15 protein-coding genes are annotated in these 23958 nt (G+C 50.4%); 9 read left to right on the forward strand and 6 right to left on the reverse strand.

The annotated features are described in order from the left end of the window. Window positions 1-31: 31 nt before the first annotated feature. The 3 genes from HOK28_11340 to HOK28_11350 form a co-directional block, all read right to left on the reverse strand. Window positions 32-2800 carry a CHAT domain-containing protein gene (locus tag HOK28_11340; protein MBT6433679.1) on the reverse strand — a complete coding sequence of 923 codons (2769 nt, stop codon included), beginning with the start codon at window positions 2798-2800 and terminating at the stop codon, window positions 32-34. Between the two features lie 265 nt (window positions 2801-3065). Beyond that, entirely contained in the window at window positions 3066-3887 is an 822-nt protein-coding gene (locus HOK28_11345) for a hypothetical protein (GenBank protein ID MBT6433680.1), read from the reverse strand. A 12-nt stretch (window positions 3888-3899) separates the two neighbouring features. Beyond that, window positions 3900-4820 carry a sigma-70 family RNA polymerase sigma factor gene (locus tag HOK28_11350; GenBank protein ID MBT6433681.1) on the reverse strand — a complete coding sequence of 307 codons (921 nt, stop codon included), beginning with the start codon at window positions 4818-4820 and terminating at the stop codon, window positions 3900-3902. 360 nt (window positions 4821-5180) lie between these two features. Here HOK28_11350 and HOK28_11355 point away from each other — a divergent pair, with 360 nt between their 5' ends. Next, the gene (locus tag HOK28_11355; GenBank protein MBT6433682.1) at window positions 5181-7016 is read left to right on the forward strand and encodes a M61 family metallopeptidase; all 1836 of its coding nucleotides are present in this window, start codon (window positions 5181-5183) and stop codon (window positions 7014-7016) included. Here the strand turns inward: HOK28_11355 and HOK28_11360 are convergent. Then, a complete protein-coding gene (locus tag HOK28_11360) occupies window positions 6994-8406 on the reverse strand; it encodes an amidohydrolase family protein (protein MBT6433683.1) in 1413 nt (470 codons plus the stop codon). The genes HOK28_11355 and HOK28_11360 overlap by 23 nt on opposite strands. Window positions 8407-8547: 141 nt before the next feature. Between HOK28_11360 and HOK28_11365 the strand changes: the two genes are divergently transcribed. Further along, window positions 8548-9405 carry an MBL fold metallo-hydrolase gene (locus HOK28_11365; GenBank protein ID MBT6433684.1) on the forward strand — a complete coding sequence of 286 codons (858 nt, stop codon included), beginning with the start codon at window positions 8548-8550 and terminating at the stop codon, window positions 9403-9405. Window positions 9406-9417: 12 nt separating this feature from the next. Continuing rightward, window positions 9418-10446, forward strand: coding sequence for a hypothetical protein (locus HOK28_11370; protein ID MBT6433685.1), 1029 nt, complete (start codon window positions 9418-9420; stop codon window positions 10444-10446). On the opposite strand, the gene HOK28_11375 is transcribed toward HOK28_11370, so the two are convergent. Together HOK28_11375 and HOK28_11380 are read right to left on the reverse strand one after the other, a co-directional pair. Next, complete coding sequence (locus HOK28_11375) at window positions 10447-11721, reverse strand: EAL domain-containing protein (protein ID MBT6433686.1); 1275 nt, start codon at window positions 11719-11721, stop codon at window positions 10447-10449. It abuts the gene before it with no gap. A 115-nt stretch (window positions 11722-11836) separates the two neighbouring features. After that, a complete protein-coding gene (locus HOK28_11380) occupies window positions 11837-12739 on the reverse strand; it encodes a prolipoprotein diacylglyceryl transferase (protein ID MBT6433687.1) in 903 nt (300 codons plus the stop codon). A 349-nt stretch (window positions 12740-13088) separates the two neighbouring features. Between HOK28_11380 and rpmJ the strand changes: the two genes are divergently transcribed. The 6 genes from rpmJ to HOK28_11410 form a co-directional block, all read left to right on the forward strand. Continuing rightward, window positions 13089-13232, forward strand: a complete 144-nt coding sequence (gene rpmJ, locus HOK28_11385) for a 50S ribosomal protein L36 (protein MBT6433688.1) — start codon at window positions 13089-13091, stop codon at window positions 13230-13232. A 238-nt stretch (window positions 13233-13470) separates the two neighbouring features. Further along, a complete protein-coding gene (locus HOK28_11390; GenBank protein MBT6433689.1) occupies window positions 13471-15933 on the forward strand; it encodes a hypothetical protein in 2463 nt (820 codons plus the stop codon). Window positions 15934-16011: 78 nt separating this feature from the next. After that, the gene (locus HOK28_11395; protein MBT6433690.1) at window positions 16012-18138 is read left to right on the forward strand and encodes a sensor histidine kinase; all 2127 of its coding nucleotides are present in this window, start codon (window positions 16012-16014) and stop codon (window positions 18136-18138) included. 169 nt (window positions 18139-18307) lie between these two features. Continuing rightward, complete coding sequence (locus HOK28_11400) at window positions 18308-19693, forward strand: FAD-dependent oxidoreductase (GenBank protein ID MBT6433691.1); 1386 nt, start codon at window positions 18308-18310, stop codon at window positions 19691-19693. 235 nt (window positions 19694-19928) lie between these two features. Next, window positions 19929-22196 carry a glutamine--tRNA ligase/YqeY domain fusion protein gene (locus HOK28_11405; protein MBT6433692.1) on the forward strand — a complete coding sequence of 756 codons (2268 nt, stop codon included), beginning with the start codon at window positions 19929-19931 and terminating at the stop codon, window positions 22194-22196. A 154-nt stretch (window positions 22197-22350) separates the two neighbouring features. Beyond that, a partial coding sequence (locus HOK28_11410; protein ID MBT6433693.1) for a hypothetical protein occupies window positions 22351-23958 on the forward strand: 1608 nt, incomplete at its 3' end.

The raw sequence follows: 23958 nt of genomic DNA on the forward strand, positions 1-23958 counted from the left end.
TGAAGATTCCTTTCTTAGGGGGTAGTACGACTTAATTGGGTGTAATGAGTCTAAAGGTTGACCAGTCGGCGTCTGGGTACTGCTGAGATGCCATGATTTGAGCGTCTTGCAGCGCCGCTGCAAAATCTCCACTGGTTTGATACGATTTGTAGAGCTGGGTCGTGATATACCGGCTGAGCTCATCTTTGACTGGGCGTGTGGAGGCGATAACTACGTTGCTCCCGGCAAGGGCGAATGCTTGAGCCAGCCCTAGGCTCTCGAGTGGAAAAGCTTTATCCGTTTTAGCCGATTCACAGGCAGAGAGAATGACAGATTGGGGGGCTTGGGGAAGCACCAGTATATCGCCAATGTTTAGTTGTGTATTGTCTGCTAAAAGCAAAGCGCTGTCGCTGATGACATTTTTTCTGAATTGACCGTGACCCGCATAGTGAAAGAGGTGCACACCTTTCATGGCGCTTTTAACTGTGTTGAGGTCAGCGGACTCCCCAGACACCTGATTGACTTGAGCCAGAAGGTCTTGTTTTAGGATCGTTGAAACAGCTAGCGCTTCTTGTCGAGCAAGAGGTAAGTTGCCAGCCGGGTCGGACACGATCAGTGCTTTGAGAGGCTCATTGGACTGTGATGATACGCGACTGCGCAAGCTTAGGGAGTACGCGACTTGTGTAAACTGGATGAGCGGTTTGCTGTCGATAGGAAGGCGGTGAAAATCGATCTCTCTTAGTTTTCCCCATGGCTGGAAGTAGGCCTTGTTGGCTTGCAGAAGAGTTTCCTTAAATGGGCCTAAGAGTATCTTAGAGAGAGCCTGGAGGCTCTGTGTTTCAGGTAGATTTCCCAACAATCTGAACGAGATAGATTGCTGGGTTTCTAAAAATCCGACCCAGGATTCTTTTAGCTTAAAGTATGTTAAGACGATTTCATTCTCGCCTGGTTTAAACGAATGTGCTTGTGATGTTGATTCAGTGCGCTGCATATCCAACAGTGCAAAGGTTGTATCAAGATTTTGTCTAACTTTTCGTTCTAGAGACTCTGCTTTATTCAGGGCTTGTCTGAGTTCATATTCAGGTAGCTGCCATAGGTCCGTTTTGAGATTCTGTAACTCGGTTCGCGTCTGCTTGTATTGCGCCATGGCTGTTTGCCACTGAGCCATCTTGCCATCTCCAAGGTTCGCGGTTCGCGAGTTCCATTGAAGGTTTTGTAGAAGTTGACTCCGGGCACGCCGGATGACCTTGAGCGCTTCTTCTACTTTTCCAGATTGAAGCAGAGACGCGACATAGGCTTGGGTGGCCTGTTGGCGATGCGCTAGGAAGCTTTCTCGCCCGGCATGGATGGGAGCCTGTAAGCTCTCGCGTTCAACATGAGCTTGAGCTTGCTCCCACAAATTTTGAGCCTTTTGATGCTGCCCGAGAGATGCATGAGCTGCTGCTGCACCTACCAGCCCTCGCCAGTGAAGGTAGGCATGGGGAGAATTTTTACTGAGTTGACGAAGTTTACTAAAGTGTTGAAGAGCTAACTGCGGTTGGTCTTGATTTAAATACAGATCCGCGTGAGTTTGTTCAAACCACATTTGATAGTAAGCTGAGACCTTTCCAGTTGCCTCCGCCTTGGCGAGGTAACGCCTTGCTTCTTTGAACTCTTTTTTGGCCAGAAACATCAGCGAAAGGTTGAGGAGACTATTGGTATCTTCTTGTTTATCGGCATGACAGATCGTCGTATCTTGGGAGATTTGGAGAGCGTTCTCAAAGTGCGCCGTGGGGTCGGGCAACTCTTTGGCGGGGGTACCCATCGTATCGCTATCGCTTTGACTGTCGAGCTTATTGAGCAACTGGGCCCAACCAAGGCTATTGAGATTTTCCGCATCTTCACAAGTCGGATTTTCTAGAACGATTCTCGACACTCGGTCTTCAAGGACTTTGGCTGCTTGTGCGAATTGGTGAAGATTCATGAGTGCACAGCTGTAAATGTGTGCGAGGTAGTCAGCATTTCGTTGATTGCCAATTTTTTTTGCAAGCGCCATTGCGCCTTGCGAGAAGTTGAGTGCACCGCGATGATTGCTAGACTTCTCGGCGATGAGAGATTGCGACCAGCGATAAAAATGCTGGCTATCGTAGTGGTTGGGTAACAAGCCCTGCATTTTGTTGACGTGAAGGCTCGCCTTATCGAATTGCATCCCCATTCGGTAGACTGAGGTCCATGCGTAAGTGGTGGTGTCCCGAACAGCCGCACCGAGACTCCCGGCTTTGATATGTGCTTCGTAAGCCTGCTCTAATTTTTCGATGGCCTCTGGCGCATTCTTGAGGCTGAGTTCGGATCGCCCCAATAAGCTCAAGGCCTCACCAAGCTCCCGAGGCGTAAAGTCGGCAAGTTTTGACTCTAATAGCATCTTAACTTGAGCATGCTTCTTGTTTTTTCTAAGCTTGGCGGCTTCGAGTAATACAGGGTGCCGAGGTTCGTAAGGTTGTACTTCAAGGCTCCAGGAGCGCGCTTGAGGTTGAGATACGTCAAACGTGAATGAGCCTGCTTGCTCCGGCGCAACCAATTGGAATCGTAATCCGTCCTCGGTTTTGATGAATTCGGGATTGAACTCTTTGTTGCCACGTTCGGAGTTGAATTGAATGGTTGGTGCTTCGTGTCCCGCAACCCAGAAGGTCAGCTTGTGTTCGGTATCCTCGGTGAACTCAGGCAGTTCACAAGTGGGGCCCTCATAAACCGTGTGGCAACCGCTGTAATAGGCTTCGAGTGATTCAGGATCTTGCTCGTTCATGACGGTGAACGGATCACAGGCGGAAATGGCAAAACCCATGCAAAGAAGCCCAGTTACGCTGGCGCGGAGGAGGGTAGCACGTACTTTTGGTGCCCCAACTATTTCCCGGGATGCGTACGCACCCCTGTTTTCATGGCTCAACATGTGAATTTTCCTGTTCAAATCCCAATCGAAGGTGGGGAACTATCCGATACCCGCCTACATCTCTGTGATCGGCATCACACAGCTGAGTTTAATTTTGAGATAATGTACTTTTTGATCGGCTGATCGATCCGCTCAGGTTTCAGCCAGAAGTTGATGTGCTCTATTTCACCAGGATTTCAGTCGAGAGCATTTGCCAATGCTCGCCGTGGGTTCGAATCCCATCTTGGGCGGCCTGACGGATAGTCGCTTCATCGGGGGTATCCTCGAATCGAGACAAAACCGTGAGCACTCGGTAGGGCTGATCTTTTAAGGGAAATGCGAGACCGGCTTTTCCACTGAGGCGAACAGCTCCGCTTGAGCTTATCTGAGTCTTTACTTGAAGAACGGAGAACTCGGATTCAGATGCCAGGTAGACCCGGACCATAAAGTCATCGTCTCCCTGAGAACTCGGTCTGAGAAGCAGTTGGACCTGGGAGCCTTGGCTAAACGTGGGTATATCTTTAGAGGCCTTGTTCTCTCCGCGCATGGCGGCATCGCCCTGGCTTACCTCTAAGTTGTAGCCTCCCAGCTTACTTTCGGTACCTGGGTAGAAGACGGCGACCATAGCCAGGGCCGCGGCGCCGGCAAGAGCTGGTCCGAACAATGGAGTTTCGAATTTAAAGAGTGTCTGCAGCCAATTGAGTGGCGAGGGCTTGACCTCGGGGCTGGGCTCTTTCGATGGCTCTGGATCAGCTGCGCCAACCATGGCCATGAGGCTGTCGGTGAGACTGTCTTCGAAATCATCTCCCAGTGGATTAAACGCCTTCATCGCTGTGGCGACACTTTCGTCTTCGGTAGCCATCGCTTCCAATTTGTCGAGATCTGCTTCGGAGATCGTACCTTCGGCAAGCTCGACTAGTAGATCTTCTTCCGTAAGAGCCTGTTTCTCCAGCTCTTCTTGGGTCACCGCTTTGAATTCCTTCATGAATTGATCATCAGGCATGGGTGTTCTCCTTTAAGACCTTTGCTCAGAGCTTGAGGTTTCCGAGAGGACGGATTGATATTCTCGTTTCAGATGCTTCGCCAGCCGGCTGCGCCAGGCGTAGATTGCAGAGTCGGACATTCCAGTTTGAGTTGCCACATCTGAGACATCAAGCTCTTGGATAATCACCATGTTAAAGAGTTGACGGCCCAAGGGGCTAAGTTGCTCATCCATGCGGTGAAAGACTTGTCTGATTAAATCCCGGCTGATCGTGGCACTCTCAAGAGTTTCGTCTTGCTCAGTCATAAACTCGAAGTCGGTATCTAGCGTCGGGTCTTCTGTGAAAGGGTTACGTTTAGTCGTTCGTAAAATTGAAAGCGCCTGGCGATGAGCCACAAGCCCGGCAAAGTTGCGCAGGGAAAGCCCTTTCGTGGGTTCCCAGTTTCGCAGCACGCGCGCGTCATTGGCGAAAAGAGCAGCAAAGACCTCTTGGGTCATATCGGCAACTTCTTCCCGAACTCGGTCGTGACCAAAGTTACGAGATCCGACCATCAGGCATTTTGCGACTCTGGCTTGGATGACAGGCGTGAGATGCTTCACCAGTTCCCGCATGGCAGGGCGATTGCCATCGAGAGCTTGATTGAGTGTCTCGTCATTCCATTCCATGGCTCGCGCGTGGTTGCCTTTCACCAAATGTTTCGCACCCGAAACACCTGTTTCAACGCTCGTTTTCTTGAGGGAGGACGCTACAACTGTTTCCCGCTTGGTTATCGACGCATCCATTGCACTGGAAGACCATGAACCGCAAGGTCTGCTCCATTGTTTTTTAGCTTGGTGCCGTCTGAGAACCGTCTGGGACGGCACATATTGAGATCTAAGGCCCGTGAAGGAGATATCTGTGTAACTGGCTCTGGGGTCCATCGGGGGTGCTGTTGAGAGTAGGGTATTCATCATCGTTTCCTCAAGGCCGTTGGGGGTCAATCCACCGGCTGGTAGAATGGAGGTTGCCCAGCACAGTGCTTGCGCCTGTGCCCCTCCATTTAGCATTTCGAGTGGCCTGATTCATTTCTGACATTGGAAGAGAGATTTTGGAGAGAAATTTGAAAAAGGTATAATTTTCAACGCCAAAACCGGTGTTTTAGCCCTTGAACCCGGGACCATTCGTGGTACTTCAACCCACCATGAGCGAATTTATAGATTACCGAAGGTTTGCTGTTGCTGAGAGTGCCTGTGTTGTCGGCCCTCAGCTTGGAATTTACTTCTTTCGGTCTTCCACTTTTTCTATAAAACCCAATTTGTCCAGGAGTCACCTCAATGACTAAGGCGAGCGTCCATTTTGTCATTTCCATGAACCGTCCAGCTTCTCACATGTTTAACGTGACGATGACCGTTCAAGAGCCCAACACCGAAGAGCAGTTGTTTTCTTTACCGGCATGGATTCCTGGTAGCTATTTGTTGCGGGAATTCGCGAAGAGCTTAGGACCGATCAGTGCCCGTTTGGAAGCTGGTCCGATAGAGGTGCATAAAGTTGACCGAAACACTTGGGCCGTGCGCGGTGCCAAAGGTCCGCTTACCCTGCAGTACGATGTTTACGCGTGGGACATGTCGGTTCGGTCGGCTCACCTGGATCAGACCCATGGTTACTACAATGGAACCAGCGTGTGTTTAATGACCCACGGGATGGAAAACGAGTCGCATTCTGTCGAAATCATCGAACCGAGCGATGAGAAATGTGTCAACTGGCGAGTTGCTACCACTTTAAAGCGTGTGACGGGTGAAGAGGGGGGCTTTGGTTTGTTTGAGTCGCCTGACTACGATGACCTCGTTGATCATCCGGTTGAAATGGGTGATTTCACTTTGGCAACTTTTGAAGCAGCAGGGGTTCCCCATCACATCGCGATAACCGGTCGTCACAGCACCGATTGCGAGCGCTTATGTGCAGACCTTAAAGAGATTTGTGAAACACACATCAATATGTTCGGCGAGTTGCCAAAGATGGATTGTTACCTTTTTCAGGTGATGGCTGTTGGTAATGCTTACGGTGGACTTGAGCACAGAAGCTCTACATCTTTGGTTTGCAAACGCGACGACCTACCTCAAAAGGGAGTCGAAGAGGTCACCGAAGGCTATCGGCAATTCCTCGGGCTTTGTAGTCATGAGTATTTCCACACCTGGAATGTGAAGCGGATTAAGCCAGCGATGTTTCTTCCTTACGATCTGAGTAAAGAGTCGCATACTACGCTTCTCTGGGCCTTTGAGGGCATAACTTCGTATTTCGACGACCTAGGACTCATCCGCAGTGGTATGGTCGATACTGAATCCTACCTGGAGCTACTGGGGCGGGGTGCGACGCGTGTGTATCGAAGCTATGGTAGGCATAAGCAGTCTTTGTTCGACTCCAGCTTTGACGCCTGGACAAAGTTTTATCGTCAAGATGAGAATGCGCCCAATGCGATTGTTAGCTACTACACCAAGGGCGCGATTGTTGCGCTGGCGCTCGACATGAAGATTCGTCACGTGACTCAAGATGAGAAAAGCTTGGATGACGTGATGCGTGTGTTGTGGGCACGGCATGGAAAGCCTTTGGTGGGTGTACCTGAAGATGGTGTTGAGAAAATCGTACAAGAGGTTGCCGGTGAAGATTTCACCGACTTCTTCGACTCAGCTTTACGAGGCACTGACGACATCGAACTTAATCCGCTGCTTGAACCTCTTGGTGTCCGATTCTGCGTTCGCCCTCAAGAAAATTCTGCCGACAAGGGCGGAAAGCCTTCGAAGAAAAAAGTGACCGAGCAGGGATGTATTGGAGCCCGGACGGGTGCCGGTGGTTTTGGTGCAAAAGTTCTCAACGTGTTCGATGGCGCCGCCGCTGAAGACGCTGGCCTCGCAGCCGGTGATGTTGTCGTCGCGCTGGATGGTCTTCGGGTCACGGGAACCGATTTGGAAGACCGTGTCGCCGCACTTAAGGTAGGGGAAGAAGTATCAGTGCACGCTTTTCGCCGGGATGAACTCGTCACCACGACTCTTAAGGTAGGTTCACCGGTAGCCGATACCGTTTATTTTGAGCTGATTGAGGATGCCTCTGAAGCAGTCGTGGCACGGCGTAACGCCTGGCTTGGCCTTGGTGCTAGCGAAGGTTTAAACGCTTAAGAAGGCCATCTAGACGAAGCGAAGCCTCGGTGCGCGCCTCTTTGTAGTCGTCGCTTTCAACGATGCTCTCAGAATAGTGCCCGGCGGTTCCTCGCCACTGACCTGATGTCATCATTTGATAAATACCTTTCGATGCATCTGCCATACTTAAGGTTTGCAGCACGTCAAGGCAGGGCCAGAGTGAAGGGTGCTCAGGATCCCACACCACGATGTTGGCTCGATAACCGTTTTGTATTTTCCCAACCGGTAAATCAGGGTGCATGTTGCTCGCCGTTCCCCAAACACTCTTGAGAAGACCTGGGTAACTTATTGCCTCTGCGGCTAGGTTGCGCGTAGCGGTTCGTTCTTCCATCACGGCCTCTGCGTCTTGAAGTGAACCGGATTGTCTGAAACGCCGATGGGCTTCACTTTGAGTTACCGTGAAGCTGAGTGCACCACCCGCGGCTCGAAGCTCTTGCTGGATGTTCATGGTGTCGTTGCATGCACCGCAGTCTGTTCCTAAGACATACCGAACATCATGCTCAATCCATGAGGGAAGATGAGCGGGGAAGGCATATTGCATTTGTGAAAATGAGCAAAACCCAAGCGTGTTAAGTTGAGGCCGGATTCGCTTGAGGTCTTCATTTGAAAAGAAGAGACAGTGCACCAAGAGAGAGCCTGATTTGGCATCTAGAACTCCCAAGCGCTCCAGTCGTTCCACCGGCGACATCGAGAAACGTTCAACACTGCGCTGGTATTCTTCGAGGGATTGAGCCACGTGAGAGTGAATGGGCAGGTTCTTCGTATTCGCAAGCTCTATGATTTGGTTCCAAAGTTCATCGCTGACGGTATCGGTTGCATGGGGACCGAGGGCGGCCGCAATACCGCTCTCTATTGAATACCTGCTCTGTATCTCCAGTGTTTCACTAAGCTGGCTTTCGAGGGATTGTGTGCCCGGGCCGCTTAGGTCTTGGAGGGTAGGGGCGATGACCGCATTGAGACCAACATCCTCAATTCCATCCGCAAGCTCTAACCCGGCATAATAATGTTCCCAAACAGTACCAGTACCTGAGAGAAGTGCTTCATAAGCGCCCATTCTGGTAAAGGCGCGGATATCACCCACTTGCAACGATGATTCGATTCGGAAGAACAGATCTTCAACGACATTGCCCGCGAGGGCGGCAACACCGCCGATACCGCGAAAGGCGCTCATGGGAAGGTGGGTATGGCAATTCACGAAAGCGGGGCTGATAGGCCGGTCTCCAAAGTCGAGAACGTCGACGCCACTGGGAGGTTCGTCAACCTTTTCAACATCAGTGATAAAGGTGCCATCAACACTGATGCAGGCGGGCGCCACAATGAGCTGGCCCGATGCATCTTCTAGAATGACACGTTTGCTAAATATCTTCATTACAACTAAATCGTAACGTAAAGGCATCCAGCACGCGAGAAGTGTAATGGGGCAAAGCCGGCTCACACTGGATTTTGTTGGGTTGGGGACATAGAATCTCTCAAGAAGGAGACTTCCGTGAAACAGGCTAGCAAGCGAATAATGACCTCATTGATGGGCAACAGCCAAAAGCTCGATGGCGGTGCGATGTTTGGAAATGCACCCAAAGCTTTATGGACGCGGTGGGTACCTTGCGACAATGAGAACAGGATTCCGTTGGCTTGCCGGTGCTTATTGGTTGAGGAATCTGAACGTAAGATTCTTTTTGAGGCCGGGATTGGAACATTCTTTGAGCCTAAGATGAAGGACCGGTTTGGAGTGGTTGAGTCTGAGCATGTTTTGCTGGATTCATTGGCAGCTCATGACCTGACGCACGAAGATATCGATGTCGTGGTTCTATCTCATCTGCACTTTGACCATTCTGGTGGTCTCCTTTCTGCATGGTCAGAGGACGCGTCACCGAAGCTTTTGTTTCCAAATGCGCAGTTTGTAGTGGGTGAAAAAGCTTGGGACCGGGCCCTCAACCCGCACCCTCGTGATAAGGCTTCATTTGTTCCGATTTTGAATGCGCAGCTTGCATCATCGGGGCGGTTGGAAGTAGTTCCAAGTGGTTCTCAGTCTGAAGTGCTGGGTGAGGGGTACCGCTTTCACGAAAGTCACGGCCACACTCCAGGACTCCTTTTAACTGAGATTGATATGCCTGATGGACCCGTGGTGTTTGGCGGTGATTTGATTCCAGGAACGCCTTGGGTGCACTTGCCTATTACGATGGGTTATGACCGGTACCCGGAACTGCTTATCGATGAAAAGCGTGCATTACTTGAGGATTTACACAAGCGCGGAGGCCGGTTGTTCTATACCCATGATAGTAAAACTGCTCTTTCTCGGCTTAGTGTCGATGAACGAGGCCGGTTTAGCGCTCTTGAACCGGTGGAAGCAGTGACTGCTCTTGAGCAATAAGTGGAGTGAAGCATGGACCACGGTTTAATAAAGGCGGCCAAAGAATTACTCGAGGTTTCAGACCTCATTGATCTTCATGTTGATGGGCTGATTCCCCATAGGCTCTTTGGCTACGACCTCAATGTACGACACTCAGGCAGTTACACGGGCGGCCGATTCATGGGGCATCTCGATTTTCCCCGAGCCATAGAGAATGGTTGTAATGCGGCAATGTGGTCTATTACGACCAACCCGTTTAAGCCCAAGGGGCGTCGCTGGCAGTCTTTTCTTGAGAACGTGACCACTTTAGAAAATCAAGTCCAGAGATCTCATGGCCGTGTGAAGATAGCTACGACATGGTCAGAGTTTATGGATCTTCGCGATAAAGTGGAGCACATTTGTTTACCAGCAATTCAAGGTGGTAACTCATTGGCCGGAGCTCCTGGTGGCTGCGCTGATATTCCTGGTAACTGCATTACACGGGTTACGTTGGTTCATCTTACGAATTCTCTTTATGGGATTACATCGAGCCCATTGAAGGGCCTGCGCGGGAGCGAGGGCCTAAGCGGAGCAGGGCGCGATTTTGTACGTGACTTGAATGCTCATCGTATTTTTGTGGATCTAGCCCACATCAACGAAGCAGGCTTTTGGGATGCTGTTGAATGTCATGATGCATCTCAGCCTCTCATTGTTACCCATACTGGGGTTGATGGCGTTCGTGACCACTGGCGTAACTTAACGGATGAGCAGATTAAGGTTATTGCAGACAGTGGCGGTACGGTTGGCGTTATCTTCGAACCGAATTTTCTCAAGCGCGCGAATGGGCCCATGGATGGGAATATGATTCTCGAGCATATGGCACATATTATCCACGTCGTGGGAGATGAGTTTGTATCCATTGGGACAGACTATGATGGCATGATTTCACCCCCGGAAGGGTTATCAGATCCGCATTACCCAGTTTTGGTTGCGCAGATGTTGGAACGCAACTGGTCTGAAGAGCGCATTCAGCGAATTTTAGGTGGAAACTTTTTAAGGAGTTTTAAGGCGCTAAGACCTTAATTACTTCTGTCCGTAGGTCCAGTCAGGACTGCTGGCGACCAGCTCACAGATATCATTCAAGTTGACCGGCTTACTGAAGAGATAGCCCTGCCCATATTGGCAATCGAGAGCATCAAGGCTTTCCATTTGCTCCGGAGTTTCAATACCTTCAGCAACCACGCTCAAATGAAGACCACGCGCCAAGCCGGTAATGGCTCGAACAACTTTCATGGCTCGTTCATTTTCGCTCATGGCGGTGACGAAGCATCTGTCGATTTTCAGATTGTCGATTGCAAATTGGTAGAGATAACCAAGCGAGGAAAAGCCGGTACCAAAATCATCCAAGGCGATGGTGATACCCATTTCTTTACAATGGGCAATCCACTCCACGGCCACTTCCGGACTGTCCATGAAAAGGCTCTCAGTGATTTCGAGCTTAATCTGGTGGGGCGGTGCTTGAGTACTTTGAAGCGTTTGGCGAATGGTATCGATGTAGCCGGGAACGCCGAGTTGTCTTCCGGAAACATTGACGCTCACGAAGGGACGAACGGTACGCCCATTGGTATTCCCTAGATTGCACGCTTTTTCCAACTCCGGCAGGTCTTTGCAGGCACGCTCGAGGACATAGTCTCCCAGTGGGATAATCAGCCCAGTCTTTTCGGCAAGATCGATGAAGTGAAAAGGCGCGAGCAGGCCGCGTTTTGGGTGCTCCCAGCGTACAAGTGCCTCAAAGCCGGCGGTCGTTCGTGTTTCTAGGTCAACGATGGGCTGGTAGAAGCAAACAAACTCCCCCCTATCGATACCGTTTTTAAGATCTGCCTCCAGGCGAATCGCCTCGATTGCCGCCTCAGCGGGCTTACTCATGGCAGATTCAAGTTGAACACCACTTTGGTTTAAATCGGGCTGCATAGCAGGCGCAATGACTTTTCCGGGTTGGCTGGTTCTTTCGAGATTGGCTCGGTAACGGGTGAGGATAACCTTGAGCAGGAGATTTACAACAGAGTCACCCTGGTTGAGGTGCTCGTTGATCTGTTTTCTTGAGATTGAAACAAGATTGGTTTTCTCAAGGGCCACGACGGTGGCTGTTCTTGGCTGATCATCAATGACAGCCATCTCACCAAAGAGACCGCCTTCACCAATTCGAGTTAATACTGTACGCTGACCGTTTTGAATCATAGAGATTTCAACAGCCCCACTTTCTACAATGTAGGCTGAATCCCCAGCATCTCCCTCACGAAAGATGATGTCTCCAGGCTCGAGCGTGCGCGAATAGATGTGTGATCCGGTGTCGACCATGAGTTATATACGATTTCCCCTGCAGTCGCTCGTGTGAACGTCTTGATTTGGTAAACCTTATCGCTCAAGCAAGTCTATTGAAAGTTTGACCAAATATTTTTTTAAGGTCGGGTACTTAGCGTTTTTTTCGTTTTTTCTTTTTCCCGCTCTTTTTAGAGGGGTTTGGGGTCGCTTTGGGCACTTCGCGGACCGGTAAATCAGCCAAAGGACGCCGATAAGCCCGAACTATCCAGTAAATTCCAAGAAAGACCATTGGAATGGACAGGTTCTGCCCCATCGTCGTACCCGTTTGCAGGATACCTAAGTGGGCGTCGGGCTCTCGGAAGAACTCAACAATAAAGCGCGAGAGGGCATAACCCACCATAAATGTTCCGGCCATCCGGCCGTGGCGTCGCAGCCCTGCAGGTGTAAATCGCATCAGGTTCAAGATGGCAAAGAGAATGACGCCCTCTAAAATACCTTCATAAAGTTGGCTTGGGTGGCGAGGTAATGGACCGCCGTGAGGAAATACAAATGCCCAGGCTACATCGGTGACACGGCCGTAGAGTTCTCCGTTGACGAAGTTTGCGACTCTACCCAGAAAAAGCCCGATACAGCAGATACTTGAGACCATATCTGCAAGAGCAAGAAACGGTACTTTCACGTGGCGCGCATAGAGATAGATGACTAGGGTGGAGCCTATGACCCCGCCATGAAAGGACATTCCACCTTTCCAGACTGCGAGTATTTCGAGTGGGTTAAAGAGGTAATATTCGGGTTTGTAGAATAAGCAGTATCCCACACGGCCGCCGAGAATCACGCCCATACATGCCCATGAGAGAAAGTCCCAGGCCTGCTCTTCGGTAATGACCGAGTCTTCACGTTTGGCGATTTTGGAAAGAAGTCCCATGCCGCCGACCAAGCCAATAATATAGGCGAGGGAGTACCAGCGGATGGCCAGCGGACCGAATTGGACCGCAATGGGATCGATATTTGGGTAGGGGAGCGCGCCCGGAATCAAATGAATGAGCTGTTCCATGCTGTCTCCAAAGGCGTTAATGCTCTTGCATATGCCAGTTGCTGGGTAGAAGCGCATGTCCCGTGTTGAGGTTACTACGAGCGACTTATACCCTGGATTTACCTGTGGGCAGGTATAGGCTGCCGGGTTGAATTGCAAGAGAGCTGCTCTAAATCACTGTAATCACTGATTTTGGTGATTGAGCCAATCGGCTGCTCCCGAGGTCGAAGTGATCTCAGCCTAAGTGGGAACTGACCCGAACCGTCAAGAGAGCTATTGACAAGAGGGCCTTCAAAATATATCCAGCCGATTCTTAAAAACCTAGCGGCCACACATCTTTACGGGCTGCAAGGCACAGAGGAGAGCTACAATGAAAGTAGTAAGTTCGATTGGCAGTCTGAAAAATCGCAGCAAAGACTGCAAAGTTGTTAAGCGTCGTGGACGTATCTACGTGATTTGCAAGAGCAATCCACGTTTTAAGGTACGCCAGGGCGGCGCTAAGATGAAGAAGTAATCGATTCAACGAATCGGTTTTGCCTCTTTGTCTCGCCTATACATTTCCCAACAAGCCGCTGAGTTGCCCCTGTAGGTTCTCCTGCATGGGCACCCGTGTATCTTTATTTTCAGCTTGTTAATGATCCTTCCCTTAGATTCCACCCATAAATCTCTTTCGACAGACGCCTGATTACGCTTTGATCAGAGGGTACACTACCGTCCCCTCATGATGGGGCAATCTAAGCGGGAGAGTCTCGATGAAGGCGAAATGTCATTCAAACCCATGGTCTTCTTTTTTGACGGCCGTCCTTATCTTAGGCCCATTGGCTGGCTGTGGTGAAAGTACTGAGGCCGGCTCGGTTAAAAATGTTTGTGGTAACGGAATCATTGAAACCGGTGAACTGTGTGATGGCTTAGCGTTTCCGTCGGGCTCCGCGTCCTGTCAGGACATGGGTTTTACGGGGGGTGAGTTAAGCTGTAATCAAAGCTGTACCATCGTGGATACAACAGGGTGCGAGGCCGACTCCGCTGATCCGAGCGATACCTCAGACCCATCGGACACCCCAGAACCATCGGATGCTTCCGATTCAAGTTCCACCAGCGATCCTGCAGATCCTTCATCTGTGGCAATTTGCGGCGACGATATCATTCAGGCCGGTGAGACATGCGATGGTTTAGATTTGGACGGGGCTGGCTGTGAGACACTCGGATTCGAGAGTGGGGCGCTGCTCTGCCTTAACGATTGCTCCGGTTTCGACACCTCAGGCTGCTCAGAGCTTTCTGGTAGCTGCGGGGACGGCGTGCTCGATGAAGGTGAACTCTGCGACGGCGATGATTTTGGGGGAGTCACCTGTGAAACGGTTGGTTACCTCGGTGGTGTCTTGGGCTGCCAACCCGACTGCATGGCCTATGTATTGGATGCCTGCGAAGCTGAGAGCGCTTGTGGCAACAGCGTTATTGATGATGGTGAGGTCTGCGATGGGCCGCTCTTAACGGGACAAAGCTGTGCAAGCCTTGGTTATCTTTCAGGCAGCTTGGCCTGCGCCGATGATTGTAGCGCCTTTGATGAAACACAATGCTGGACCGAGCCGCCGGCGGTAGAAGAGATCTGCGGTGATGGTGAGATCACAGGGTACGAAGCCTGTGATGGTACACTACTTGGATTAAACTCAGATGGAACGCTGCGGAGCTGTAATAACTTCTTCGGGCAGAACCTCGGCTCAGGAGCGCTAGGATGCACCGATGACTGTACTCTTGATTTAACTGGATGCGGGGAAGATTTATGCGAGGCTTTTGGCTTTTACGACAACGACGCTTGTGACCGTTGTGATGTCTTCGGCGGGAGCGCGGATACAGAGTGTAATCTGTGCAGCGCCGCCGATGGAATCTGCATGGATTACTACGACGGAGCACTTGGCCTTTGGACTTGTCGGTCACTTGGAACACCTGACCCAGATTGCACTTGCGGCAATGGAACGGTGGAAGGGGGCGAGTTTTGCGATGGAGATGAATTTACAACAGATTGGCAAAGTCGGGATTGCAGTTTACTCGGAGGAGCAACGGGAACGCTCGGCTGCGCCGAAGACTGCCGGCTAGATTTAAGCTCGTGTTTTTACGATGTGGTCCCTGTTTGCGGCGATGGTGTTTTACAGGGTGACGAAGTTTGTGACGTCGATACGTTGGGAGAAACCACCTGTGAATCGTTGGGATTGCCATCATTAGGACCACTAAGGTGTGCAAGCGATTGTACGGGATTCGATATGGCTGGTTGTTATGGGACTATCTCTTTGGGAGGAGCCTGCGGTGAACCAACCATGGGAACTTGTGATGATAGCCTTGAGTGCATAGGCTTTGGGGCCGACTCCTATTGCGTGAGTAGCTGTGACGCTGCTGCTGATGTCACAACATGCGCAGACGGGTTCGAATGTGTCGAATTTGTAGACAACAATTATTGTCTTCAACGCACTGTGTCTCGCGACGACACTTGCTACGAAAATGGCCGTTCGTGCCTTGAAGAGGCCGTTGAATGTCTGCCCACAGCTTATGATTACGATGCTCAAGTGGCCAGTGCCTATCGGTGCAAGGTGCCCTGCGATCTCGGTGGTGACGGGTCTGATTGCAGTGCCTCAGAAGCTTGCTTAGCGGATCCACTGGGCTTTGGAAGCATCCAGACCGGTAGCCCCGATTGTGAGGACAACACTGGATGTGAGCTTGGGTATGAATGTACCGAATTGGCAAGCGGAGCGAATAAGTGCTTCAAACCCAACGGGCTTTGTGGTGACGTGGTACCTCCCTGTCTTTCGTCGAACCCGGCAGACTGGACAGGTTGTTTGGCCGATTCCGCTAATCATTGCAGCCTTGAAGATGGGCATTCATATTGTGCTGAGCCAACGCCTTTGGCTGACGGGGTCGATCCAGCTTTCGCTCTCTGCGTTGATGCCGGCGGCGGAACCGGACTGTGTTTCCAATTTTGTGAGAGGCCCGATGGTACTGAACTCGACTGCGGTGCAGGAGCCGTTTGCGAGCGCCCAGACGACATCGTTTTGTATCTCGACGTAGCATTGGACGCGGGCGGCAATTACGCGCCATGCAGTGTGGAGGCAGACTGCCAACCCTTTAATTCTGCCGATGACAGTTCTTACGCATGTGTCGCCCTGACTATCGGCGATTATTGTGCCAGGCCTTTAAAGCAGTGTGTCTCAGTTTCTTCCGGAAACTGATTTGGCGGTTTGTGCGGGCCTGCCCGGAGGAGTACCATATTTAAGGATATCACAGTGGAAGTGCCGGGGAAGGCGTAGATGAAGAGATACAGTTGTTTATGCCTTATGCTCATAATAGGGCTTTGGTGTTCTCCAGTTTGGTGTTTCGCTGACACTCTCAGTGTATCCCCAAATGGGTCTTCAGCGATTGGTCATCAAGTTGAGTTCCTCGAAGATCCAGATGGAACCCTAAGCATAGAACAAATTATTTCCGGTCAAATCACAGAGGTAAGCTCTGGGGGTGATGTCTATACATGGAAAAAAGCTGATTCAGAGGTTCCCAATTTTGGTTACTCCACGTCCATCTTTTGGGGGCGACTTGTTCTCGATTTTGCCGAGGTCGGCCAAGGCAAGAGATGGCTTTTAGAAAATAAGTGGCCCCATGTTGATGAACTTACCATCGTTTTAGCTTCGATGGACGGTGTTGAACTCGACCGTCAGACAGCAGGGCTAGGAACTGCGTATTCACAGCGGCGCTTTCGTCACAGAAATATCGTTTTCCCGGTTGATGTTCTGGCGGGGGAAAAGGTTCAGCTCTTTATTCGAATAGAGAGCGGCAATGCATTACAGTTCCCGTTGGTTTTTTGGGAGCGAGAGTCGTTCTTGGTAAACGACCATGACGAGCAATTCGTTTTTGGGATGTTCTACGGAATCCTGCTCGTGATGCTGCTCTACAATTTATTCATCTACTTTGGCGTTCGCGAAACATCCTATCTTGATTACGTGTTGTTCATTGGGTCTATTGCCCTTATCCAGCTTGATGTAAACAAGTTTTCTTTTGAATACCTGTGGCCGGAATCACCCTGGTGGTCGATGCGCAGTGTTCCTATTCTGACGTCATTGGCAGTCGTGGTTAGCGTCCGGTTTGTCGTGAATTTTCTTAACGCGGACCATTTTGCGCCGCGCATGGGAAAATTTCTCCGCGGATGCGCGTATCTTTCAGTGCCCGGTTTAGTGATACCGCTTTTCGTTCCCCATAAATTTGCGGCAATTTATTGTTTGGGCCTAGGTGGCGTGGGCGCCGCGGGTTTACTGGTGACAACAGCCCACGTTATGCGGCAAGGTTATCAACCGGCCAAATTCTTTTTAATCGCCTGGGGTACTTTTCTCTCTGGTGCCGTGGTTCTTATTTTACGGAACTTTGGAGTCTTGCCGGTTTCCTTCCTAACAACCTACGGTCTGCAAATAGGCATCGCGCTTGGCGTCTTGTTGCTTTCGTTCTCACTGGCGGCCCGTATCCGCACAATGAAGGAAGAGAAGAAGAGGGTAGAAAAAGAAGCGCTTCGTTCTCAGATGGAAGCGCTGCAGCATGCCGAAGAGTCTAACCGAATCAAAGGTGAGTTTTTGGCCAATATCTCCCATGAATTGCGAACGCCTCTCAATGCTCTGTGTAATATTCCGAGTGCCTTACTGCGCGACTATGAAGATGTGCCTGTTTGGCATTGTTCGGCGTGTGGTTCGATGTTTGAAGGCGACCGTCAAGGCGACTCAGGTGAAACTCTCACTTGCCCCGATTGCAGCTACGGAGGACTGGCCTTTACGAGCCGGGTAATCTGTTCAGGAGAGCATGCTGAACACCAACACTTCCTTCAGCGCCTTGAAACACAGGCTGCGCAGCTTCTACACCTCATTGACGATGTGCTTAATTTCTCCGACTCAGGAGACGATTCAGTCCAACTGAATTGCTCGAAGTTTAAGCTCACGGGCTTCATGACGGATATCCTCGACCATTCAAATAGGCGTGCCCACGAAAAGGGCATCTCCGTCTCGCATAATGCGGTGGATTGGAGTGGAGAGTTTTGCGCAGACCGGGAAAAGCTCGCGAAAGTCGTAACGAATATCTTGGAGAACGGCCTCAAATTTACGCCGGAAGGTGGCCGGGTCGATATTATATGGGGTCAGATGGTTGAGGAAGGAAGGCCGGTTATCCGGTGTGAGATCCGAGACACAGGCATTGGTATCGCCTCCGTGGATCACGACATGATTTTTGAAAGCTTCTCTCAGGTTAACAGTTCTCATACTCGTACTTTCGGCGGTGCAGGCTTGGGCCTTGCTGTGAGCCGAGAGCTATTACGCTTACACGACGGACAGATTTGGGTGGAAAGTGAACTGGGCAAGGGAAGCCGCTTTATTTTCACAATTCCTGGAGACCTGCCCCCGAGTTAAGGCCTGTGTTGAAGACGATCTCTATCCGGTTTTTCCCACCTTTTGATGACATTAAAAGATAGCTGAGATCACTGCAGGTTTGAGCACCAAGAAGCCTTTGCCTATACTGAAAGGTGTCTCCCGGAGATGACTGTGGCGGTTAGGTCTAATGGGGAGATAGGGGTTTACTATGTCACAACAAGAAGACATTGCGTCTCGGTTTTCGGGTGGTTTGCGGGTTGCGATTATCGGAGCTGGTCCCGCGGGTTTTTATGCGGCAGCTGCATGGTTTAAACAAAAAGATATCAATGTGCATGTCGATATGTTTGAGCGATTGCCGTCCCCGTTCGGATTGGTGCGTTATGGGGTTGCACCGGACCATGCTAGGATTAAGTCAGTGACGCGCGTTTATGACAAAATCGCGTCAAATGAAAAATTCCGTTATTTTGGGAATGTTCAATATGGGACTGACCTTACTCTCGAAGACCTTTCATCACATTATGACCAGATAGTTTTCTCGGTGGGAACTCAGGGCGATAGAATGTTGAATGTACCCGGTGAAGAACTTGAGGGCAGTGTGTCTGCGCGGGAGTTTGTGGCTTGGTATAATGGTCACCCGGACTACCGTGATTGGAAGGTGGACCTAAGTCATAAGGCTGTCGTGGTAGTGGGAGTTCGTAATGTGGCATTAGATGTGGCCCGTATTTTAGCCAAAACACCCGACGAGCTTCGCCCCACAGATATTGCCTGTCATGCGCTGGACCAACTTCGTGAATCTAAAGTTGAAGATATTTATATTATTGCCCGTCGTGGGCCGGCCCAGGTGAAGTTTACTCTACACGAGATTAAGGAATTTGGAGATTTTGAGGCAGCGACCACATCGGTTCGAACTGAGGACCTAGAGCTGGACCCTGGGAGTGCTAGTGAGCTTGAGCGCAATAAAGCCGCTCAGCGCAATTTTGAAGTGCTCGAGAAGTTTAGCAAGGTCCAGCATGCAGCGAATGGAAAGAGGGTACACTTCCTCTTCAAAACTTCCCCAGTGGAAATAAGCGGGGAAGGGCGTGTGGAAGGGATGCGTGTTGTTGCCAATCGTCTGGAAGAGCAGGAGGGCGGCTATGTGCAATCCATTGCAACTGACACGTTCAATGATATCCCGTGTGGCCTTGTCTTACGTTCAGTGGGCTACAGAGGCACTCCGCTTGCAGGCTTACCTTTTGATGAGGACCGGGGAGTGGTGGCCAATGTAAACGGCCGAGTGGTCGATAAGCCCTGCGGCACACCGATACCAGGTCTCTATGTGGCGGGCTGGATTAAACGGGGACCATCTGGAGTTATCGGGACCAATAAGCCTGACGCGCAAGAAACGGTAAAGTTGATGCTAGAGGATGCGGTTAGAGCCGCGCCGTGTTCGAATCGAGGTCCGGAAGCGGTTGTGGAGCTTCTTAAAAATCGTAATGTCGATTTCGTAGACTTTGCTAGGTGGGAGCGTATCAATCAACACGAGCTAAGAGAGGGCCAAGAACAAGGCCGCTCCAGGATAAAGCTTGCCACGTCTGAAGAAATGCTGAAAATCTAGCGATCTCAGGGCCTCTGCCCAAAGCAGGTGTGGGCACTCGTCTAAGTGGCCCGGCTACACCTTGTTTAGCTTAAAATCTAAGATTTGGTTGTTGATGAAGCCATAGGCAGGTGGTAGGCATTCCTGCGCGAATGTTGGCGCAATATGAAGAGGTTCTACTGTGGAAAATACGCCTGATAACAAATCTGAAACTGACGAGAGCCAGGTCACTCAAGGACGCAATTTTATACGTGCGATGATTGAGCGCGATCTGGAAACTGCTAAATACAACGGCAAGGTCACGACGCGATTTCCACCCGAGCCCAACGGTTATCTTCATATTGGTCATGCAAAATCGATTTGTTTGAACTTTGGCTTGGCTCAAAAATACAATGGCCATTGCCATCTGCGTTTCGACGACACGAACCCCGTGAAAGAAGACACGGAGTACGTTGATTCAATTCAGGCAGATGTTCGTTGGTTAGGCTTCGATTGGGGTGAGAACCTCTTCTTTGCCTCAGACTATTTCGAGAAAATGTATGACTACGCTCTTCAGCTGATCAAAGACGGTAAGGCTTATGTCTGCAGTTTGAAGGAAGATGAGATTCGCGAATACCGCGGGACTGTCAAAGAAGATGGGAAGCATAGTCCCTATCGAAGCCGAAGTGCCGAAGAGAACCTTTCGCTTTTTGAGCGAATGCGTGCAGGCGAGTTCAAAGATGGCGAGCACGTTCTACGAGCCAAAGGTGATATGGCGGCAGCGAATATGAAATTACGCGACCCGCTGCTTTATCGTATTCGACATGATCACCATCATCGCACGGGCGACAAATGGTGCATCTATCCCATGTACGATTATGCCCATTGCCTCTCTGACTCTATTGAGGGCATCACGCATTCTATTTGCACCCTTGAATTTGAAAACAATCGTGATCTCTACAATTGGTTCCTCAACGAGGTATCTGCTCCGCAGCCAAGGCCCGAGCAAACTGAATTTGCTCGCCTTAGTTTGACATACACTGTGATGAGCAAGCGCAAACTTCTCGAGTTGGTTCAGGATAATCTCGTATCGGGATGGGATGACCCTCGGATGCCGACCATCGCAGGCATGCGTCGTAGAGGTTATACCGCTGAAGCGCTTCAAGACTTTTGCGAACGAATCGGTGTAGCGAAGGCCAATAGTTTGGTTGATGTAGCCCAGCTTGAATACAGCATTCGTGACGACTTAAACCACCGTTCACCCAGAGTTATGTGCGTGCTGGATCCCATTAAAGTTGTGATTGAAAATTATCCTGAAGACAAAGTTGAAATGCTTGAGGCGCCGTACTGGCCACACGATATTCCCAAAGAGGGAACACGTGAGGTGCCACTTACGCGGGAAGTATTTATCGAGCGTGATGACTTCATGGAGAATCCTCCGAAGAAGTTTTATCGGTTATCTCCGGGCAACGAGGTACGGCTGCGCTATAGCTATGTGATTCGTTGTAACGAAGTCATTAAGAACGATGCTGGTGAAGTTGTTGAGATTCGATGCAGTTACGACCCTGATACTCTGGGCAAAAATCCAGAAGGTAGAAAAGTTCGGGGCGCCATTCATTGGGTTTCTGCTACGGAAGCCATTGAGGCTGAGGTTCGTCTCTACGACAGACTCTTCAGTATCGAGCAGCCCGATGCTTACGATGGTGATTTTAAAGACACGATGAACGCCAACTCACTTTCTGTTCAAAAAGGTTTTGTTGAGCCGAGTGTTAAAAATACTGCCTCAGGTGACCGGTTCCAGTTTGAGCGCCAGGGCTATTTCTATCGTGACTTAGATTCAAGCGATGAAAAACTCATTTTTAACCGAACAGTTGCTTTGAAAGATTCATGGGCACGTAAGCAGGATACGCCGGCGCAGAAGGTGCCTGAAGCGAAAGCTCAGAAGGCTCAGAAAAAGAGTAAACCTAAAGAGCAAGCGAAGGCACCCGTTGAGAAACTTCGCTCTCCAGAAGACGAAGCTCTGATCAAACGGTTGGTGGAGGCTTATGGAATCAGCGATGCAGATGCCGAAACTTTTGCGGGCCATTGTGAACTCAGAGAGTTTTTCGAAGATGCGATGAAGCATCACGACAATGGCCGGGCCATTGCGAATTGGATCATCAACGATGTGATGCGGGAACTCAAAGATGGTTCTTTGAGTGAACTCTTGTTTGGTGCTGCTGAAGTTGCAGAATTGGTTAAACTAATCGATGCCGGTGATATCTCTGGGAAGATTGCTAAAACGGTTTTCGCCAGCATGACCAACGAGGGTGGCTCACCTGAGCAAATCGTTGCCGATAAAGGCTTAAAGCAGCTCACAGATCCTGCGGATGTACAGCCCGTCGTTGATCGTATTCTGGCGGCCAACGAGGAAGCAGTGGCGCAGTACCGAGGTGGTAAGACCAATCGGATGGGTTTCTTCGTCGGACAGGTCATCAAAGAGACCGGAGGCCGTGCGAATCCACAATTGGTTAACCAATTGCTCAAAAAGTCCCTGGAAGGCTAATTTTTAAGCTGATTCCCCGTTCATTTTATTTTTTACCTACCGGAATCTCTCTTGACGGATGCCGTTTTGAGCGGTCTGATGCTGTCAGCAGTTAGGAGACATCTACCTACCTGCATCTACATGGCCATACGCCAGAAAATCATGGGGAATTAGCATGGGGATACGTCGCAACCATTCTAGGGTGCTCGCAATTTTATTAACCGGTTGGTTGTTGCAGGCATGTCAAAGTGCTCCGCACGAACCCATGATCTTAGAAGAGGGCTGCAATCCACTGCTTGCAGGTGCTGATTGCTTCTTGCCATACCCTTCGGATGTATTCCTGGTGAAAGATGACGCGATGCCTTCGGGTCAACGCCTTGAGATTCCCCCTGCCGCCGCGATTTACAATACAAGCGGCGATTCAGCGAACGTCGATCATGCGGTTGATGGCTTCTCCAAAACGCCGCCTATCGTAACGATGCTCGACTCTACGATTTCTCCCGAGGGCTTGGTCGGAATTTTTGATGACCCTGAAGCCTCAATCCAGCCCGGTAACCGTACCCTTATTATTAACGCCGAAACCGGTGAACTGGTTGCTCACTTCGTAGACTTGGACCCGCGCTCGCAAGAACCTCAGCGTCAGGCTTTCGTGATTCGTCCTATCGTCGGGCTTGAAGAGCAAACGACTTACATTGTGGCCATTCATGGCATTAAAGATACGCTTGGTGACCTTATTGAGGCGCCGGAAGGCTTTAGAAGACTGCGTGATGATGTTGCAAAGTGGGATGACACTTTGGTTCCACTCATGGATCGATACGAGTCTACAATTTTTCCAATGGTTGAAGCGGCCGGTGTGAACCGGGAAGATATCCAACTTGCTTGGGATTTTACCACAGCGACAACTGCCCACGTTATGGATGATGTATTACGCGCCCGGGAACTCGCTCTCGAGGCGATGAAAACGAATCCACCACGTATTGAGAGCCTAACATTCGAAGACCATGATTCAGGTAACGCCTGGAGAACTATCGCTGGTGTTATTACTGCCCCGGCGGTGATTGAGTCTGCTGAGGCGGGAGCGCTTTTACTGCGTGACGAAAATGGCCGAGTTAAAATCGACGGCGAAATCAGCTTTCCATTCTTCGCGCGGATTCCTCGCAGTGTGGGTGAGTCGGGTGTGCCTGGTGATGTCTTGCAGTTTGGACACGGCTTTTTTGGTGAACGCGCCGAGGGCATTGGCGGCGCGGTAAGCAATATTGCGAATGTTACTGAGAGCGTTGTTTTCTCCATCGATTGGTGGGGAATGTGTAGATCCGATATCGGTCTGATGGCCGCAGGCATGAGTAAGAATCTAGAGTCGCTCATGGAAGTGACGGATAGAATGCCTCAGACGATGATCAACTGGCTCGCACTTACAGAAGCGCTGTCCGGTGATTTGGCTCAAGCCGACGCGTTCAAGCATCCAGAAGGTGGTCAGCTTTTATACAACGATGATAACCTACATTTTTTAGGCATCAGTATGGGAGCGATTTTCGGCGGCGTGTATTCAGCTTTGAATCCAAAGATTGATAATGTTGTTTTGCATGTTGGTGCGGCATCTTTCTCCCACATCATGTTTAGAGCGAACCCGTTTGAAGCACTTTTGTTTATGCTTGAGATGGCAGTTCCTGATCCACTGGACCAGCAGAAAGTCTCGGCCATGATGCAGTCCTATTTGGACCGCATTGATCCTGCTACATTTGCTCCGTATATCTTGCACGAAGATTTACCCTTCGGCCCTGCA

The sequence above is a fragment of the Deltaproteobacteria bacterium genome (assembly GCA_018668695.1).
GTDB lineage: Bacteria > Myxococcota > XYA12-FULL-58-9 > XYA12-FULL-58-9 > JABJBS01 > JABJBS01.